The following is a 17,707-nucleotide window of genomic DNA, read 5'->3' as shown; positions in this document are numbered from 1 at the left end:
ATCCCTCGTCAACGCGCCGCGGGGGGCGGGAGCTTCCCGGACAGCACCAGGAACAGGCCCGCGCCCAGGAGCACGACCGCCAGGAGGATGGCCAGGATGACGTACGCCCGCTTGCGACGCGCCTTTTCGAGCTGCGCCGGAGAAGGCGCGGGCACCGCCCGGTCCACCTCCTCGTAGCGCAGCGCCGCTTCCTCCGGCGACAGGCCGATGACCTGCGCGTACGCGCGGATGTAGTTCAGCACGAACACGCGCTCGGGCAGCCGCTCCACCTGCCCCGCCTCCAGCGCCGCGACGAGGCTGGGGGGAATCTTCGTCTCCCGGGAGACGTCCTCGCGCGACATGCCGCGAAGCTCGCGCTGCTGGCTGAGGTATTTGCCGAAGTCGACGTGGTCCACGGTCTTTCGGGGCCCCCGCGGCTAGAGGTGGTCCAGCAGTGAGCGGCAATCGTCCTTGAGCACCTGCTCGTTGGACTGGGCCTTGGCCTCGCAGCCCGCGAACGCCTTCTTCGCCTCCTCCACCCGCCCGAGCTTCGCCTGGCACACGCCTTCGCGCTGGTAGGCCTCCGCCACTTCGGGGCACTTCTCACGGTAGTGGGCGAACTGCCGGCACGCCTCCTCCGTCTTGCCCGTCTCGTCGTAGATGATGCCCAGGTTCTTGTAGCCCAGGCAGAAGTCCGGGTTGGTGGTGATGGCGGCCTTGATGTTCTGCACCGCGTTCGCCGTGTCGCCCTTCTTGTAGAGCGCCCAACCCAGGTTCCCCTGCGCGGAGAAGCCGTAGCGGTACTGCATGTCATTGAGCGACGCTTCGTACAGCTTGATGGCGTCGTCGTAGCGCCCCTGGGCCAGGCGCAGGTTGCCCAGGTTGGTGCGCGCGTCGGAGAAGGACGGCCGCAGCGTCAGTGCCTTCTCGTAGTGGGCCGACGCCTCGTCGAGCCGCTGGAAGGACAGGTGCAGCAGCAGACCCACCGCGTTGTGGGCCTCCGGGTTGCCCGGGTTCAGCTCCAGCGCCTTCTGGTACTCCGCGAGCGCGTCCTGCACATGGCCGTGCTGCTGCGCCTGCACGCCCAGGTCGTAGTGGATCTCCGAACCCTGGCGCTCCTTCTCCGTGGGGACGTGCGCACAGCCCGCCGACGCGAGCGCGAACGCGAGGAAGCAGGAGGAAGTGATGCGGAACATGGGTGCCAATCCAGGGTGGGGGGTCAGAACGCGGCCAGGAAGCGGCCCAGGGTGGTGGCGACGTTGCGCTTCTCTTCGGCGCGGGCCTTCACGGCGGGCACGAGCGTGGGCTCCCGGAAGAACACGGGCAGCGTCTTCAGCCACTCGTCCTGCTGCGCGGGGGCCGCGGCACGCCAGTTCGCGTTGTCCATCATGAAGCCCAGCGACTCCACGAACGCGAGCGCGTCGTCCTCGTCCTCGCGCAGCTCATCCGCGGACTGGATGCGCCGGCCAGACACGTACACCGCGCAGTCCCCCGCCTCCACGAGGTACAGGTACACGAAGACGCCCGCGCCCTGCCCGCCTCGCAGCCCCACCACGAAGGCCTGCGCGGGCCCGGCCTGCTTGCCGGGGATGGCCACGTGCGGCGTGTTGAGGGCCAGGTGCAGCGCCAGCACCTGGTCGCGGTTGGCGGGAAGGCCCCGGTAGCGCTCGTCGATGGTGAACACCGTCGTCTCCCTTCCCGCGCACCCTAACGGGTGGTGAGCGTGAACTCCTCGGTCGCGTCCTGCACGTCCGCAGCCGTCTTCTGGAAGCGGATGAGGGGCGTGTCAATCATCACGTTGCCGCCGCCCTCGTTCCCCTCGCCGATGATCACCTTGAAGACGTTCCCGGGCGACGTGCTGCGGCGGCTGCCCCCAACCTGCTTGCGGGCAATCAGCGTCACCGCGTTCGCGCCGGGACGCAACTGGCTGGTGATGTCCACCACCACCTGGTCCTCGTTGTTGCGCAAACGGCGCAGCCAGCGCGAGTTCACGTACACGTCGATGTCGAAATCCGTCATGCCCGGCGTCGTCTGCTCTGTCACCAGCCAGTAGCGCTGGGTGATGCGCCCCGGTGAGGCCGAGGGGGCAGCGGGTGCGGCCGGCGCGGGGGCCTGCGCGACGACGCCCGCGTCCGGAGGAGCGGCGGCCGGAGGCGTGGGCGTGGAAGGAGTAGCGGCGGAAGGCGTCGCAGGCGTGGGCGTCACGGTCGTCACGCGGGCGGCGTACCCCGGCGCGTCGATGTAGATGTTCCCTTCCGCGTCGATGCGGACGGTGGCTTTCTCGAAGCGCGTGTTCGTCACCCCGTCGATCTTCACGCCGTTCAGGAAGACCGAACCGGCCAGGGCCAGCATGGGGACGAGCGAGGCCACGACGGTGATGGCAATGCGGGCGGACGGACGGGGCATGGGGGGCATTCCTCCTGGGAATCCTCAACAGTCCCGGGAGCTTGCGAACGACTTAGCGCACCCGGGGGAGCGGAACAAGGCGGCGACGACCCTCCTTGGAGCGCTTCGCCGCGCCGAACATTCACCCGGGGGCCCGTCTTCCAGTCCGGCCCCGAAGACCGTCAGGGCGCCGCGGTCGGCGTCTCGTCAGGCGCCGGTGGGGGCGGTTCACGCTGCGCGAGCGCCCAGTCCCCACCCAGGCCATGGCCCTCGCGAAAGCGTCGGAAATCGCGCCGCACGGCCCGGGGGTAGCGGCGGAACTTCTCCAGCTCCCCGGCCTTCATGGCATCCCGGATGCGCGTGGGGCCCGCGTTGTAGGCCATCAGCGCCAGGTCCAGGTCTCCGCCGAAGCGGCCCTGCAGGTTGCGCAGGTAGCGGATGCCCAGGCGCACGCAGACGGCGGGATCGGCCACCACCTCCTCGCGCGACAGCCTCAGGCCTTCCTTCTCCGCCAGGAAGTGCAGCGTGCTGGGCTTGATCTGCATCAGGCCCCGAGCGCCCTTCTCGGAGACGGACTCCTCCTCGAAGTCGGACTCCACGTCGATGAGGGCCAGCACCAGCAGCGGATCATACCCCGTGCGGCGCGACTCCTCGTCGATGGCCTGCCCCAGCCGCCGGCGCAGCGTGAGCCCCAGGTCCGGGGCGCGCTTGGCCAGCACGGCGTCGATGAGGGCCCCCTCCTCGGAGACGGCCTCCTGCGCCACCATCTCGGGGACCACGGGTTGGGAGGCGGGCTCCTCCAGGAGGGGCACCACCCGAGCGGACACCACGAGCGCCACGCCCGCGAGCAGCGGGAGCCGGGAGCACCCGCTGCTCAGGGCATGCAGCCCCGCGAAGAACCGCGTTCCCAACGACCTGCCGCCCGAGGCGGCGGGTCCACTCACTTGCGGTGCTCCAGGGCCTGGATGCGTTCGTTCAGACGCTCCAGGCGGGCACCGAATGCCTGCAGTTCCTCGCGGCGCGGCAGCTTCAGGAGAGTCAGGGCCGTGCGGACCCGCTCCTCCACGTTGTGCTCCAGGTCCTTGCGGTGCCCCGTCAGCCGGTCCGCGAACTCACGGGCCTGACGCTTCACCTCGTCCTGGCTCCAGCCCGCGACGGACGCCACGCGCTGCACGGCGCGGGAAGCCTCCTCCTCCGCCGTGTTCACCGCCAGGAGCGCCTGGCTCCAGATCCGTTCGAATGCCTCCGCCACGGAGGTCTTCTCTCGGGGGGCCTCGGTGTTGGTGTCCATGAAGTCTCTCCGGGAGTTACCCCGGGCTCCTTCCGCGGAAGGAACCCTGGGCATTCAAAGGGGTTTGCGACCTAAGCACACCCCATGGGTGATGAAAACGCTGCTCAGGCCCGCGGAGAAGACGCCGCGCCGCCCGAATTCTTGGTCGTCCGGTGGGCGCGACGGGTGGGCTTCAGGAGCACATCCAGCTTCTTCGTCAGGCGGTTCAGCTCTCGGGTGATCTGCTCCACCTGGGACTGGCTGGCAACTCCCACCGCCTCCACGACCTTCGTCTGGAGCCCGTCCAACCGCTTGCGCAGCTCCCCGCTCGCGGCGTCCACCTTCTTGCTCAACTCCTGCACGCGAGGGTCGGCACGCAGCTCACCGGCCTGGACCTTCGTCCACAGGGCCTGGACCTCCTTCGCCGCCACCTGGCCCCGCGTCTCCAGCGCACGGAAGGCCTTGTTCGCCTCCCCTTCCAGGCCCTGGAACCGCTTCTGCGCCTCGGAGAACCGCCCCTTCAGATAGGCCTCCACGTTCTGCGTCACGCCCGTCTTCTCGTCAGCCTTCGCACTCGTCGTCGCCATATCGCGCTCCCCCCCGGGTGTTCCGGGTCTCACAACATGATGCGTCAAAATAACGCACCGCGACATACTGTCAAGCGAACAGGCAGCGGAGTGTGCAAAACGAGAAAGCCGCCGCCCCGGTATGACACCAGGACGGCGGCTGACTCAGGAAGCGTCAGGGACGCTTCTCACGGAAGCACTAGGCGACGTCGGTGGACCGGGTGTCCGACCGGGACGGCGGAGGGGCCAGCGGGCCGGTGTCGCCGTGGGTGGCGGCCAGGGCGGCCTCCATCTCGTTGACCTCGTCCGTGGGGCTCTCCACCTCGATGTCGAGGTGCTTGTAGTTCGGCAGGCCCGTGCCGGCGGGGATGAGCCGGCCCATGATGACGTTCTCCTTGAGGCCGCGCAGGTAGTCCACCTTGCCGTTGATGGCGGCCTCGGTGAGCACTTTCGTGGTCTCCTGGAACGACGCCGAGGAGATGAACGACTCGGTGGAGAGCGACGCCTTGGTGATGCCGAGCAGCAAGGGCTCGCCCACGGCCGGGCGCTTCCCTTCGGACATGACCTTCTCGTTCTCCTCCTCGAACACCCACTTCTCGACCTGCTCGTCGACCAGGAAGTTGGTGTCGCCCACGTCGGTGACGCGCACCCGGCGCAGCATCTGCCGGACGATCGTCTCGATGTGCTTGTCGTTGATCTTCACGCCCTGCAGTCGGTAGACCTCCTGCACTTCGTCCACCAGGTAGCGCGCGAGTTCCTTCTCGCCCAGCACCTTGAGGATGTCGTGCGGGTTGGCTGCGCCGTCCATCATCGCCTCGCCGGCCTTCACGCGGTCGCCGGAGTGGACGTTGATGCTCTTGCCCTTGGAGATCAGGTACTCCTTGGCCAGGTCCGCGCGCTGCTCGCCGCCCACCTCGGGGGTGATGATGAGCTTGCGCTTGCCCTTGGTGTCCTTGCCGAAGGACACCACGCCGTCGATCTCCGCGATCGCCGCCGCATCCTTGGGCTTGCGCGCCTCGAAGAGCTCGGCCACGCGGGGCAGACCGCCCGTGATGTCCTTGGTCTTCGTGGTCTCGCGCGGCACCTTGGCGATGACCTCGCCCGCGGAGATCTCATCCTGGTCGTTGACCGTGATGATCGCGCCCTGGGGCAGGAAGTAGCTCGCCTGGTTCTTGGAGGACGGCAGGTCCTTCACGTTGCCGGCCGCGTCGCGGATGGTGACGCGCGGACGCGCCTCCGGGTCCTTGGACTCGATGACCGTCTTGCGCGACAGGCCCGTCACCTCGTCGAGCGTCTCGGACATCGTCACGCCTTCGATGATGTCCTCGTAGCGCACGACACCGCCCACTTCCGTGAGCAGCGGGATGGCGAACGGGTCCCACTCGGCCACCAGCACGCCCGGCTCCAGCTTCTGGCCTTCCTTCACCATGATGCGGGCGCCGTAGATGATCTGGTAGCGCTCGCGCTCGCGGCCCGACTCGTCGACGACGACGATCTCGCCGTTGCGGTTCATGGCCACCAGCGTGCCGTCCGCCTTCTGCACCGTGTTCAGGCCCGCGAACTTCACGGAACCCGCGTAGCGGTTCTCAAGGCTGGACTGCTCCGCGCGACGGGTCGCCGCACCACCGATGTGGAAGGTGCGCATCGTGAGCTGCGTACCCGGCTCACCGATGGACTGCGCCGCGATGACGCCCACGGCCTCGCCCACGGACACCTTGCGGCCACGCGCCAGGTCACGGCCGTAGCACTCCACGCAGATGCCGCGCTTGGCCTGGCACGTGAGCACCGAGCGGATCTTCACCTTGTCCAGACCGCTGTTCTCGATGCGGCGGACGCGCTCTTCGTCGATCTCCTCGTTGGCGCGCACCAGCACCTCGCCCGTCACCGGGTCGAGGATGTCGTCCAGGGCCACGCGGCCCAGGATGCGCTCACCCAGCGGCTCGATGATCTCGCCGCCCTCGACGAGGGCGCCGATGAACAGACCGTCCATGGTGCCGCAGTCGTACTCGTTGATGATGGCGTCCTGCGCCACGTCCACGAGACGGCGGGTGAGGTAACCGGAGTTGGCCGTCTTGAGCGCCGTGTCCGCCAGGCCCTTACGGGCGCCGTGCGTGGAGATGAAGTACTGGAGCACGGAGAGGCCTTCACGGAAGTTGGCCGTGATGGGCGTCTCGATGATTTCGCCGGAGGGCTTCGCCATCAGGCCGCGCATACCCGCCAGCTGGCGGATCTGCTGGGCGCTGCCGCGGGCACCGGAGTCGGCCATGATGTAGATGGGGTTGAACGACGGCTGCTTGCGCGTGAGGCGCTTGCCGTCCACGTCCCCGGAAGCCTCGTCCTGGGAGATCTGCTGCATCATCTCCTGGGCGACCTTCTCGGTGATCTCCGCCCAGATATCGATGACCTTGTTGTAGCGCTCACCGTCGGTGATGAGGCCTTCCAGGTACTGGTTCTCGATCTCCGCCACTTCCTTGCGCGCGTAGTCCAGGAACTCCTGCTTCTTCGCAGGGATGATCATGTCCTTGAGCGCGATGGAGATACCGGCGCGGGTCGCGTGGAAGTAGCCCGCGCTGCGGATGCGGTCCGCCAGCAGCACCGTCTCCTTCTCGCCCGTGAGGCGGTAGCAGAGGTCGATGAGGTTACCGAGCGACTTCTTGTCGAGCACCTTGTTGATGGCGTCGAAGCCCACGCGGCGCGGAACGACTTCCCACAGCAGCACGCGGCCGACCGTGGTCTCCTTGCGCTTACCGTCGATGCGGCACACCACCTTGGCCTGCAGGTGGACCTCACCGTGGTCGTACGCGGCGCGCACCTCGTCCGGCGACGCGAATATGCGGCCTTCGCCGTTGGCGAACTCGCGGGCGCGCGTCATGTAGTAGATGCCGAGCACCATGTCCTGCGTCGGGACGATGATGGGCTTGCCGTTCGCGGGGCTGAGGATGTTGTTCGTCGACATCATCAGCACGCGCGCTTCCATCTGAGCCTCGATGGACAGCGGCACGTGCACGGCCATCTGGTCGCCGTCGAAGTCCGCGTTGAACGCGGCGCACACCAGCGGGTGCAGCTGGATGGCCTTGCCTTCGATGAGCACGGGCTCGAAGGCCTGCATGCCCAGGCGGTGCAGCGTGGGGGCGCGGTTGAGGAGCACCGGGTGCTCGCGGATCACGTCCTCGAGGATGTCCCAGACCTCCGGACGCTCCTTCTCCACCATCTTCTTCGCCGACTTGATGGTGGTGACGTAGCCCTTCTCTTCAAGCTTGTTGTAGATGAACGGCTTGAAGAGCTCGAGCGCCATGATCTTCGGCAGGCCGCACTGGTGCAGGCGCAGCTCGGGACCGACGACGATGACGGAGCGGCCCGAGTAGTCCACGCGCTTGCCGAGCAGGTTCTGACGGAACCGGCCCTGCTTGCCCTTGAGCATGTCGGACAGCGACTTCAGCGGCCGCTTGTTCGGGCCGGTGATGGTCTTTCCGCGGCGGCCGTTGTCGAACAGCGCGTCCACGGCCTCCTGGAGCATCCGCTTCTCGTTGCGGATGATGATGTCCGGCGCGTTCAGTTCCTGGAGCCGCTTGAGGCGGTTGTTCCGGTTGATGACGCGGCGGTACAGGTCGTTGAGGTCGGAGGTCGCGAAGCGGCCACCGTCCAGGGGCACCAGGGGACGCAGGTCGGGCGGGATGACCGGGATGACGTCCAGCATCATCCACTCCGGCTTGTTGCCGGAGACGCGGAACGCTTCCGCCACCTTCAGGCGCTTGGCGTACTTCTTCCGCTTCGCCTCGCTGGTGGTCTCGCGCATGTCCTTGCGCAGTTCCTCGGACAGCTTCTCCACGTCCAGGGACTTGAGCATCTCGCGGACGGCCTCGCCGCCCATGCCCGCGGAGAACGAGTCCTCACCGTGCTCCTGGAAGAGCCGGTGCATCTTCTCCTCGGAGATCAGCTCGCCCTTCTGGAGCGGCGTCGCCTTGGGGTCGATGACCATGTAGCTCTCGCAGTACAGCACCTTCTCCATCTCCTTGAGGGTGATGTCGAGCAGGTTGCCGATGCGGCTGGGCAGCGACTTGAGGAACCAGATGTGGGCCACGGGCGTGGCCAGCGTGATGTGTCCCAGGCGCTCACGGCGCACCTTGGACTGAATCACCTCCACGCCGCACTTCTCGCACACGACGCCACGGTGCTTCATGCGCTTGTACTTGCCGCAGTTGCACTCGTAGTCCTTCACCGGCCCGAAGATGCGGGCGCAGAACAGGCCGTCCCGCTCCGGCTTGAAGGTGCGGTAGTTGATCGTCTCCGGCTTCTTCACCTCGCCGTGCGACCACTGACGGATCTTGTCGGGCGACGCCAGCGCGATGCGGATGGCGTTGAACGACAGCGGGTCCTTCGGCTTCTCGAAGAAGTTGAAAATGTCCTTCACGTTGCCTCCGAAAACTTATGAGCGCTCAAGGCGCCAAACGTTTCGGGCCCCCGCCCTGCGCCCGGCCAGCCGCTCCCTCCAAGAGGAAGCAGCCAGCCGGTCAGGCGGGCGCACCGGCTACTTTGAAAAGGCCTAGGCCTCGGTCCCGGACTTCCGGTCCTCGCCGTCGCCGCCACCCAGGAAGTCACCGCCGAAGCTGCGCTGCCGCTCCGGGGGCGCGCTCTCCAGCAGCTCCACGTCCAGGGCCAGCGACTGGAGCTCCTTGAGGAGCACGTTGAACGACTCGGGCAGGCCGGACTCCAGGACGTTGTCGCCCTTGACGATCGCCTCGTACATGCGCGTGCGGCCCACCACGTCGTCCGACTTGACCGTGAGGAACTCCTGCAGCGTGTACGCCGCGCCGTAGGCCTCCATAGCCCAGACTTCCATCTCGCCCAGACGCTGACCGCCGAACTGGGCCTTGCCGCCCAGGGGCTGCTGCGTGACGAGCGAGTAGGGCCCGATGGAACGGGCGTGGATCTTCTCGTCCACCAGGTGGTGCAGCTTGAGCATGTACATCACGCCCACGGTGACGTTCTGGTCGAACGGCTCACCCGTGCGGCCGTCGAAGAGCACCATCTGGCCGGAGCGCGGCAGCCGGCCCTCGTCGAAGAGGGCGTGCAGCTCCGTCTCGCGAGCGCCGTCGAACACCGGCGTCGCCACGTGGATGCCCTTCTTCAGGCGGCGGCAGAGGTCCTGGACCTCCTGGTCGGACAGGCCGTCCACGAAGTCGCCGAAGGCCTTGTCGTCGTAGACGGTCTTCAGCTGCTTCTTGAGCTGCTCGCCACTGAAGTTCTCTTCGATGTAGCGCTGCAGCTGCTCGCCCACGCCCTTCGCGGCCCATCCCAGGTGGACCTCGAGGATCTGCCCGATGTTCATGCGGCTGGGAACGCCGAGCGGGTTGAGGACGATGTCCACCGGACGGCCATCCTCCAGGTACGGCATGTCCTCCTCGGGGAGGACGCGGGACACGACGCCCTTGTTTCCGTGGCGGCCGGCCATCTTGTCGCCCACCGCCAGCTTGCGCTTGATGGCGACGTACACCTTCACCATCTTGATGACGCCCGGGGGGAGCTCGTCGCCCTTCTTGATGCGGGCGATCTTCTCGCCGAAGGCCAGCTTCACGGCCTCCTTCGTCTCCTCCAGGCTGCGCAGGATGTCGCGCAGGCGCGCGTCCAGCGGGTCACCCACGGAGATCTCGCCCCAGTACTTGTACGGCACCGTGGCCAGCAGCTCGTCGTTGAGGATGTCCCCCTTCTTCAGGAGGATCTTCCCCTTGTCGTCCACGAGCTTGCCCTGGACCTCCTTGCCGCGGACCAGCCCGCGGAGGCGGCTGTACGCGGAGTCCTGGAGGACCTTGATCTCGTCGTTCTGGTCCTTGAGGAGCTTCGCCTCCTCCATGGACTCGATCTGCTTGGCGCGCTCGTCCTTCTCCACGCCCTTGCGGCTGAACACCTTGGCGTTGATGACGGTGCCGACAACGCCCGGGGGCACGCGCAGCGAGCTGTCGCGCACGTCGCCGGCCTTCTCACCGAAGATGGCGCGCAGCAGCTTCTCTTCGGGGGAGAGCTGGGTCTCGCCCTTCGGAGTTATCTTGCCCACCAGCACGTCGCCGGGCTTCACCTCGGCGCCGATGCGGATGATGCCGCTCTCGTCCAGGTCCTTGAGGGCTTCCTCACCCACGTTCGGGATGTCGCGGGTGATCTCCTCCTTACCCAGCTTGGTGTCGCGCGCGATGCACTCGAACTCCTCGATGTGGATGGACGTAAAGACGTCCTCCTTGAGGATGCGCTCGCTGAGCAGGATGGAGTCTTCGAAGTTGTAGCCCTGCCACGGCATGAACGCGACGACGATGTTCTGTCCCAGCGCCAGCTCACCGGTCTCGGTGGCAGGACCGTCCGCGATCACGTCGCCCTTCTTCACCCGGTCACCCTTGCGGATGATGGGCTTCTGGTTGAGGCACGTGTTCTGGTTGGAGCGCTGGTACTTGAGCAGATTGTAGATGTCCACTTCGCTGGACACGTCGCTCAGGGCCGCGTTGGAGTCCGCCTTCACCACGATGCGGCCGGCGTCCACCGACTCCACGACGCCATCACGGCGGGCCACGCACGTCACGCCCGAGTCGCGCGCGACGATGGCCTCGATGCCCGTACCCACGAGCGGCGCGGACGTGCGCAGCAGCGGCACGGCCTGGCGCTGCATGTTGGAGCCCATGAGCGCGCGATTCGCGTCGTCGTTCTCCAGGAACGGGATGAGGGAGGCGGCCACCGACACCAGCTGGTTCGGGGACACGTCCATCAGGTCCACGTCCTCGGCCTTGACCTGGACGAACTCGCCGCTGCGGCGGCTCTGCACCAGCTCGTTGACGAACTTGCCCTTCTTGTCCGTCTCCGCGTTCGCCTGGGCGATGGTGTGCTTCTCCTCCTCAAGCGCCGAGTAGAAGGCCACGTCCCCCGTCACGCTGCCCGCGTCCACCTTGCGGTACGGCGTCTCCACGAAGCCGAACTCGTTGACGCGCGCGTAGGTCGACAGCGACGCGATGAGGCCGATGTTCGGGCCTTCCGGCGTCTCGATGGGGCAGATGCGGCCGTAGTGCGTCGGGTGCACGTCGCGGACTTCGAAGCCCGCGCGCTCACGCGTGAGGCCGCCAGGCCCAAGGGCCGACAGACGGCGCTTGTGCGTGACTTCCGAGAGCGGGTTCGTCTGGTCCATGAACTGGGACAGCTGGCTGGACCCGAAGAACTCCTTGATCACCGCCGTCACCGGCTTGGCGTTGATCAGGTCGTGCGGCATGAGCGTCTCGATCTCCTGGAGGCTCATGCGCTCCTTGATCGCGCGCTCCATGCGGACGAGGCCGATGCGGTACTGGTTCTCCAGGAGCTCGCCCACCGCGCGGACGCGGCGGTTGCCCAGGTGGTCGATGTCGTCGATCGTCCCCTTGCCGTTCTTCAGGTCGATCAGGTAGCGGATGACCTCCAGGATGTCGCGCTTGGTCAGGATCTGACCGTCGAGGGGCTCCTCGAGGCTGAACTTGAAGTTCAGCTTGAGGCGGCCGACCTTGGACAGGTCGTAGCGCTCCGGGTTGAAGAACAGGTTGCTGAACAGGTTCGTCGCCGTCTCCGGCGTCGGGGGATCACCCGGGCGCAGACGCCGGTAGATCTCCATGATCGCCTGCTCGGGCGACTCGATCTTGTCCAGCATCAACGTCTCACGCAGGTACGGACCCACGTTGAGGTTGTCGATGAAGAGGACCTTGAACTCCTTGATTTCGCGCTTGAGGAGCTCGTCCACCTTCTCCTGCGAGACCTCCTCGTTGCACTCGAGGATGACCTCACCGGTGTTTTCGTCCACCACGTCGTAGGCGGACACCTTGGTGAAGAGCTCGTCCGCGTCGATGGGCAGCTTGGTCATCTTCGCCGCCTCAAGCTTCTTGATGGCGGCGCGCGTGAACTTGCGGTTCTTCTTGACGATCAACTCACCGGACTTGGTCTTGATGTCGCGCGTGGCGCGCTGACCCGGCAGGAGCTCCAGCTCGACGGACTTCTCGAAGTCCGCGGCGCTCTGCAGGTAGATGGTCTCGGTGGCGTAGTAGTAGTTGAGGATCTCCTCGGTCGAACCCTTGAAGTCGAGCGGGTTCTTCTTCGCCGTGTCACCGACGGCGCCCAGGGCGCGGATGAGCACGGTGGCCGGCAGCTTGCGGCGCCGGTCGATGCGCACGTACAGCAGGTCCTTGTGGTCGAACTCGAAGTCGATCCACGAACCACGGTACGGGATGATGCGGGCGTTGTAGAGCAGCTTGCCCGACGAGTGGCTCTTGCCCTTGTCGTGGTCGAAGAACGCACCCGGGCTGCGGTGCAGCTGGCTCACCACGACACGCTCGGTGCCGTTGATGATGAACGTACCGTTCTGGGTCATCAGCGGGATTTCGCCGAAGTAGACCTCTTGCTCCTTCACGTCGCGGATGGACTGGGCGCCGGTCTCCTCGTCCTTGTCCCAGACGACCAGGCGCACGACGACCTTGATAGGCGCCGAGTAGGTCATTCCACGCTGGTGGCACTCATCGACGTCGTACTTCGGCTTCTCCAGGTGATAGCTGACAAACTCCAGCGAGGAGGTCTCGTTGAAGTCCCGGATCGGGAAGACGGACTTGAAGACACCCTGAAGACCAAGATCCTCACGCTTCTCCGGGGCGATGTCGGCCTGGAGGAACTTCTCGTAGGATTGCTTCTGGATGTTGATGAGATTGGGAATGTCGATGATCTTCGCGATTTTGGCGAAGGTCTTCCGCACGCGGAAATTGTTCTGGATCTGCGTCGGCATTCGGTCTCCGGGGACGGCTGCTCGGGCGGGGCAAACTTCAGTAACGCGCGGCGGCGCCGGGAAATTTGGCAAATGTCAAATGGGCAAAGCCGGCGCCCCAGCATAGGGAGCGCCGGCCTGCTCATCCGATCAGGCGGCTACCCGGGATTTCCCGGAAGAACAGGGTAGCCCCTGCACAGAACTACTTGATCTCGACGGTGGCGCCAGCGGCGACGAGCTGGTCCTTGATCTTCTTGGCGTCGTCCTTGTTGACGCTTTCCTTGACCGTCTTGGGCGCGCCCTCGACCAGGTCCTTGGCCTCCTTCAGGCCCAGGCCGGTGATGGCGCGGATCTCCTTGATGACGTTGATCTTGTTGGCTCCGGCGTTCGCCAGCACCACGTTGAACTCCGTCTTCTCCTCAACAGGAGCGGCGGCGGCGGCGGGGCCCGCGGAGGCAACGGCCACGGCGGCGGCGGAAACGCCCCACTTGTTCTCCAGCAGCTTCACGAGCTCGCCCGCCTCGAGGACGGTGAGCTTCGAGAGTTCTTCAGCAATCGCGTTCAAATCGGCCATGGAACTGTTCCTTCTGGTTGACTAACGGCCGGCGACCCATTTGGGCGGCTCGGCCGAAGAGGTTGCGGTAGAAAAACTTCTCGGGACGATTACTGACCCTGCGCCTTGTCCGCGTGCGCTTGGATGACGCGCGCGAGCTGCGACCCGGGGGCCGCGATGGTCCGGACCAGCTTGCCTGCAGGCTGGTTGAGCATGCCGAGCAACATCCCGCGCAGCTCATTGAGGCCCGGCAGCTTCGCCAGTGCCTTCACACCGTTGGCGTCGACCTTCTTACCGGCGACGACGGCGCTACGGACCTTGATGGTCTCCATGTCCTTGATGAAATCCATCAGGATCTTCGCAGGAGCCACCTCGTCGTCGTAGCTGATGCACAGCGCCACGGGACCCGTGAAGTCATCAGAAATCGCGGAGACGGTCGTACCCTGAGCGGCACGGCGCGCCAGCGTGTTCTTGATGACCTTGTACTCGACCTTGCCCTCGCGGAACTTGCGACGCAGCTTGGTGACGGTCTCGACGTTCACCTTGGAGGACTCCACGAGCACCGCGGTCTTGGTCCGCGCAAACTTCTCGTGAAGGTCCTTGATCATCTCTTCCTTCTCGCTCTTCAGCACCTTGACTCACCTCCTTCATGGCCCGACCTGACGGTCGGGCGTGATGCCTGGGCCAAAGTGGCAGAGCGAGAGAGGAGCCTCCGAGAGGCACCACACCGCACCTCCAGTCTCGGCAGGGCTGACCTTGCGGTCGTTTGAACCAGGAGCGGATGGACGGCCCGACCGGTTGCCCGGTTCCCAACGGACGCGTCTTCTCCAATCCAGGTCCCTGCTGTCATGAACCAGGTCGGAACGCCGCGTCTCTCGACATGGCGCCCCAATTGCAAAAGCCGGGGGCCTATACCCCCGGCTTTCGCAAAGATCCAGCACTTTCTAACGGACCGACGTTCGCGGGCGACGGGATTGACGCTCCCCGTCAGGGAGCGCACCCTTCCCTGCCCGTCCTGGCACCCGCGATTAGCGGTGACGCGCCAGGATTTCCGTGGTGTCGAGCTTGATGCCCGGCCCCATGGTCGTCGAGATGGCGATGCCCTGCAGGTACACGCCCTTGGCGGTGGCCGGCTTGAGCTTCATCACCAGGTCCACCAGCGCGTTGAAGTTCGCCTCAAGCTTGTCCGCGGGGAAGGAGGCCTTGCCCATCTTCGCGTGGACGATGCCCGCCTTCTCCGCGCGGAAGTCGACCTTACCACCCTTGGACTCGCGGATGGCCTTGGCGACGTCCATGGTCACCGTGCCGACCTTCGGGTTCGGCATGAGGCCACGGGGACCGAGCACCTTACCGAGGCGGCCGACGATGCCCATCATGTCCGGCGTCGCGATGACGGTGTCGAAGTCGAGGAAACCCTCCTCGATGCGCTTCTGGAGGTCCTCGGCGCCGACGATGTCCGCGCCGGCGTTGGTGGCCTCGGTGGCGCGCTCGCCCTTGGCGAACACGGCCACACGCACGGTGGCGCCGGTGCCGTGCGGGAGCACCACGGCGCCACGGACCATCTGGTCCGCGTGCTTCGGGTCCACGCCCAGGTTGATGGCGACGTCGACCGTCTGGTCGTACTTCGTCGCGCGGGTCTCCACCGTCTTCTTCAGCAGCGCGAAGCCCTCGGCGACGGCGTAGCGCTTGTTGCGGTCCACCAGCTCGTTGGACGCGCGGAACTTCTTTCCATTGGTAGCCATGGCAGGAATCCTTGAGATGTAGGGCGGGCTAGCCGACGACGTCGATGCCCATGGAGCGCGCGGTGCCAGCAATGGTGTTCATGCAGGCTTCGATGGACGCGGCGGTGGTGTCCTGGATCTTCTTGTTGGCGATCTCCTCGAGCTGCTTGCGAGTGATCTGCCCCACCTTCTCCTTGCCCGGCTTCTTCGCGCCCGAACCCTTCTTCTTCTCCGTGTGGAGACCCGCGGCCTTCTTGATGAGGATGGCGGCGGGAGGGGTCTTCAGGATGAAGGTGAAGGAGCGGTCCTGATACACGGTGATGATCACCGGGATGATCAGCCCCTCCTTGGCCTCCGCCTGCGTCTTGGCGTTGAACTGCTTGCAGAACTCCATGATGTTCACGCCCTGCTGACCGAGCGCGGGACCAATCGGCGGGGCGGGGTTCGCCTTGCCGGCGGGAATCTGCAACTTGACCTGACCTGTGACCTTCTTCATCGGCGGACTGCTGCCTTTCGAGAGGGTGGTTCCAACGGGCCGCCAGACGGGGCGACCCTCCCACCCGTTGATCCGCGCCCGTCACCCGGGCGCGGAAGACTTGTGAAACTAGCCGGTGGTCTTCTCCACCTGCATGAAGTCGAGCTCCACGGGGGTCGCACGGCCGAAGATGCTGACGAGCACGCGCACGCGGCCCTTCTCCGGGTTGACCTCTTCCACGGTGCCATTAAAGTTGGCGAACGGACCGTCGATGACGCGCACCGTGTCGCTGGTCTCGAACTGGACCTTGGGCTTGGCCTTGTGGGCGCCCTCGGTGACCTGCGCGGTGAGACGCTCGACCTCGCGGTCCGACATGGGCCGGGGCTGCTCGTTCTGGCCGACGCCCGGGAACCCCGTCACCTTGGAGGTGTTCTTCACCAGGTGGACGGTGGTGTCGCTGAGCTCCATCTGGACGAAGATGTAGCCCGGAAACAGCTTGCGGCGGGTGGTCTTCTTCTCGCCGTTCACCATCTCCACGACCTGCTCCATGGGGATGAGGATCTCACCAATCAGATCCTGGTCCTGCAGGCCCTTGAGGCGCACCTGCTCTTCCAGGTTCTTCTTCGCCTGGTTCTCGTAGTTCGAGTAGGTCTGGACCGTGAACCATTTCTTCGCCATTACAGCTTCCCCCACAGGGCAGGCAGCCACTCCACCATCAAGTTGTAGGCGACGGTGTCGATGCAGAAGAGCAGGACGGCCGCCACCAGCGAGGCGACGACCACGGCCATGGTCGACGCGCGGGTCTCCGACCAGGTAGGCCAGGTGACCTTCATCAACTCGGACGCCACGTCGATGGAGAGGGTGTGCGTGCGAGGGTTGAAGTAGGCCGCCAGCACCAGGGCCAGGGCGACCACGTAGCCCACCAGCGTCGACACGCGCCAGCCGAGGCCTTCGAAGAGTTCCACGTCGCTCCAGCCGAACCGGCTCCAGAGCAACCCGAAGACGTGCTCCAGGAAGAGGGCCAGGACGATGCCGGTGACGAGATAGAAGATGACCACGAGCCGCTTGGGGTCGATGCCCGAGCGGTTAGCCTGCTGGCTGGCCTCAGATGCCGTCGCCATGGTGCCTCACGAGGGAGTGCGGAAGCGGGACTGCGAAAAGGCAGGGACCCCCGGCACCGCTCGGTACCGGGGGTCCCTGTACTGAAGCTGGCAGGCCAGGAGGGATTCGAACCCCCAACACGCGGATTTGGAGACCGCTGCTCTACCGTTGGAGCTACTGGCCTAAACCTTCATGAAACCGACGACCTAGACCTTGCCTTCCTTGTGGTCCGTGTGCTTGCGGCAGCGAGGGCAAAACTTGCTCAGCTCAAGCTTGTCCTGGCTCTTCCGCTTGTTCTTCGTGGTCGTGTAGTTCCGCTCTTTGCACGTGGTGCACTCGAGCGAGATGATGGAGCGATTACCCTTAGGCATGGTTCATTTCACCAGATGCGAGAAGGGAAGGCTACAAAAGCAGCCCTCCCCTCCGCAACTCAGTGCCCGTGAAAGCCGGTCGGCGGGAAGCCGACTAGGCGATGATCTCCGCAACGACGCCGGCGCCCACCGTACGACCACCCTCGCGGACGGCGAACCGGAGCTCCTTCTCCATCGCGACCGGGGTGATGAGCTCCACCTCGATGGCGATGTTGTCGCCCGGCATGACCATCTCGACGTTGTCCGGCAGCTTCACCGTGCCCGTCACGTCCGTGGTGCGGAAGTAGAACTGCGGACGGTACCCCTTGAAGAACGGGGTGTGGCGGCCGCCCTCTTCCTTCGAGAGCACGTAAATCTGCGCCTTGAACTTCGTGTGCGGCGTGATGCTGCCCGGCTTCGCCAGCACCTGGCCGCGCTCCATGTCCTCGCGCTTGAGGCCACGGACCAGCGCGCCGATGTTGTCGCCCGCCCGGCCCTCGTCCAGCAGCTTGCGGAACATCTCCACGCCCGTCACCACCGTCTTCTGCGTCGCGCGCA

17 protein-coding genes and 1 tRNA gene are annotated in these 17,707 nt (G+C 65.8%); all 18 read right to left on the bottom strand.

The genetic code is table 11. From position 1 onward, the window contains the following. Nucleotides 1–8: 8 nt before the first annotated feature. A complete protein-coding gene (locus tag D7X99_RS31205) occupies nucleotides 9–395 on the bottom strand; it encodes a RodZ family helix-turn-helix domain-containing protein (RefSeq protein WP_120596202.1) in 387 nt (128 codons plus the stop codon). Nucleotides 396–416: 21 nt separating this feature from the next. Further along, nucleotides 417–1,175, bottom strand: coding sequence for a social motility TPR repeat lipoprotein Tgl (tgl, locus tag D7X99_RS31200; protein WP_121780947.1), 759 nt, complete (start codon nucleotides 1,173–1,175; stop codon nucleotides 417–419). 23 nt (nucleotides 1,176–1,198) lie between these two features. Continuing rightward, a complete protein-coding gene (locus tag D7X99_RS31195; protein WP_120526752.1) occupies nucleotides 1,199–1,663 on the bottom strand; it encodes a social motility and stimulation tgl protein in 465 nt (154 codons plus the stop codon). A 23-nt stretch (nucleotides 1,664–1,686) separates the two neighbouring features. Then, nucleotides 1,687–2,385, bottom strand: coding sequence for a hypothetical protein (locus tag D7X99_RS31190; RefSeq protein ID WP_121780946.1), 699 nt, complete (start codon nucleotides 2,383–2,385; stop codon nucleotides 1,687–1,689). 161 nt (nucleotides 2,386–2,546) lie between these two features. Next, nucleotides 2,547–3,308: a lytic transglycosylase domain-containing protein gene (locus D7X99_RS31185; RefSeq protein WP_121780945.1), complete on the bottom strand. Its 762-nt coding sequence runs from the start codon at nucleotides 3,306–3,308 to the stop codon at nucleotides 2,547–2,549. Then, nucleotides 3,305–3,655: a phasin family protein gene (locus D7X99_RS31180; RefSeq protein WP_121754245.1), complete on the bottom strand. Its 351-nt coding sequence runs from the start codon at nucleotides 3,653–3,655 to the stop codon at nucleotides 3,305–3,307. The genes D7X99_RS31185 and D7X99_RS31180 overlap by 4 nt, the downstream gene beginning before the upstream one ends. Nucleotides 3,656–3,759: 104 nt before the next feature. After that, entirely contained in the window at nucleotides 3,760–4,221 is a 462-nt protein-coding gene (locus tag D7X99_RS31175; protein WP_121780944.1) for a hypothetical protein, read from the bottom strand. Between the two features lie 178 nt (nucleotides 4,222–4,399). Further along, nucleotides 4,400–8,611, bottom strand: a complete 4,212-nt coding sequence (rpoC, locus tag D7X99_RS31170; protein ID WP_121780943.1) for a DNA-directed RNA polymerase subunit beta' — start codon at nucleotides 8,609–8,611, stop codon at nucleotides 4,400–4,402. Nucleotides 8,612–8,743: 132 nt separating this feature from the next. After that, the gene (gene rpoB, locus D7X99_RS31165) at nucleotides 8,744–12,970 is read right to left on the bottom strand and encodes a DNA-directed RNA polymerase subunit beta (protein ID WP_120577863.1); all 4,227 of its coding nucleotides are present in this window, start codon (nucleotides 12,968–12,970) and stop codon (nucleotides 8,744–8,746) included. A gap of 181 nt (nucleotides 12,971–13,151) precedes the next feature. After that, nucleotides 13,152–13,523: a 50S ribosomal protein L7/L12 gene (gene rplL, locus D7X99_RS31160; RefSeq protein WP_120568129.1), complete on the bottom strand. Its 372-nt coding sequence runs from the start codon at nucleotides 13,521–13,523 to the stop codon at nucleotides 13,152–13,154. 89 nt (nucleotides 13,524–13,612) lie between these two features. Further along, nucleotides 13,613–14,134 carry a 50S ribosomal protein L10 gene (gene rplJ / locus D7X99_RS31155; RefSeq protein ID WP_120577861.1) on the bottom strand — a complete coding sequence of 174 codons (522 nt, stop codon included), beginning with the start codon at nucleotides 14,132–14,134 and terminating at the stop codon, nucleotides 13,613–13,615. 396 nt (nucleotides 14,135–14,530) lie between these two features. Continuing rightward, complete coding sequence (gene rplA / locus D7X99_RS31150; protein ID WP_121780942.1) at nucleotides 14,531–15,244, bottom strand: 50S ribosomal protein L1; 714 nt, start codon at nucleotides 15,242–15,244, stop codon at nucleotides 14,531–14,533. Nucleotides 15,245–15,272: 28 nt separating this feature from the next. Next, nucleotides 15,273–15,719, bottom strand: coding sequence for a 50S ribosomal protein L11 (gene rplK, locus D7X99_RS31145; protein ID WP_120596209.1), 447 nt, complete (start codon nucleotides 15,717–15,719; stop codon nucleotides 15,273–15,275). A gap of 108 nt (nucleotides 15,720–15,827) precedes the next feature. Then, complete coding sequence (gene nusG / locus D7X99_RS31140; protein ID WP_014397772.1) at nucleotides 15,828–16,376, bottom strand: transcription termination/antitermination protein NusG; 549 nt, start codon at nucleotides 16,374–16,376, stop codon at nucleotides 15,828–15,830. Then, nucleotides 16,376–16,819 (bottom strand): preprotein translocase subunit SecE, encoded by a 444-nt coding sequence (gene secE / locus D7X99_RS31135; protein WP_121780941.1) that lies wholly within the window; start codon nucleotides 16,817–16,819, stop codon nucleotides 16,376–16,378. The genes nusG and secE overlap by 1 nt, the downstream gene beginning before the upstream one ends. A gap of 88 nt (nucleotides 16,820–16,907) precedes the next feature. After that, a tRNA-Trp gene (locus D7X99_RS31130) sits at nucleotides 16,908–16,983 on the bottom strand. Nucleotides 16,984–17,005: 22 nt separating this feature from the next. Further along, on the bottom strand, nucleotides 17,006–17,170 hold the full coding sequence (gene rpmG, locus D7X99_RS31125) for a 50S ribosomal protein L33 (RefSeq protein ID WP_002617522.1): 165 nt from the start codon (nucleotides 17,168–17,170) through the stop codon (nucleotides 17,006–17,008). A gap of 94 nt (nucleotides 17,171–17,264) precedes the next feature. After that, a partial coding sequence (locus D7X99_RS31120) for an EF-Tu/IF-2/RF-3 family GTPase (RefSeq protein WP_249347450.1) occupies nucleotides 17,265–17,707 on the bottom strand: 443 nt, incomplete at its 5' end.

It is taken from the genome of Corallococcus sp. AB032C (genome assembly GCF_003668935.1).
GTDB classification, from domain to species: Bacteria; Myxococcota; Myxococcia; order Myxococcales; family Myxococcaceae; genus Corallococcus; species Corallococcus exiguus.
This window is presented reverse-complemented; position numbering and strand designations above follow the sequence as displayed.

Bases quoted from the DNA above. Each gene is read 5' to 3' on its own strand.
- tgl (WP_121780947.1), bottom strand. From the start codon at position 1,175: ATGTTCCGCATCACTTCCTCCTGCTTCCTCGCGTTCGCGCTCGCGTCG.
- D7X99_RS31190 (WP_121780946.1), bottom strand. From the start codon at position 2,385: ATGCCCCGTCCGTCCGCCCGCATTGCCATCACCGTCGTGGCCTCGCTC.
- D7X99_RS31180 (WP_121754245.1), bottom strand. From the start codon at position 3,655: ATGGACACCAACACCGAGGCCCCCCGAGAGAAGACCTCCGTGGCGGAG.
- D7X99_RS31175 (WP_121780944.1), bottom strand. From the start codon at position 4,221: ATGGCGACGACGAGTGCGAAGGCTGACGAGAAGACGGGCGTGACGCAG.
- rpoB (WP_120577863.1), bottom strand. From the start codon at position 12,970: ATGCCGACGCAGATCCAGAACAATTTCCGCGTGCGGAAGACCTTCGCC.
- rplL (WP_120568129.1), bottom strand. From the start codon at position 13,523: ATGGCCGATTTGAACGCGATTGCTGAAGAACTCTCGAAGCTCACCGTC.
- rplA (WP_121780942.1), bottom strand. From the start codon at position 15,244: ATGGCTACCAATGGAAAGAAGTTCCGCGCGTCCAACGAGCTGGTGGAC.
- rplK (WP_120596209.1), bottom strand. From the start codon at position 15,719: ATGAAGAAGGTCACAGGTCAGGTCAAGTTGCAGATTCCCGCCGGCAAG.
- nusG (WP_014397772.1), bottom strand. From the start codon at position 16,376: ATGGCGAAGAAATGGTTCACGGTCCAGACCTACTCGAACTACGAGAAC.
- secE (WP_121780941.1), bottom strand. From the start codon at position 16,819: ATGGCGACGGCATCTGAGGCCAGCCAGCAGGCTAACCGCTCGGGCATC.
- rpmG (WP_002617522.1), bottom strand. From the start codon at position 17,170: ATGCCTAAGGGTAATCGCTCCATCATCTCGCTCGAGTGCACCACGTGC.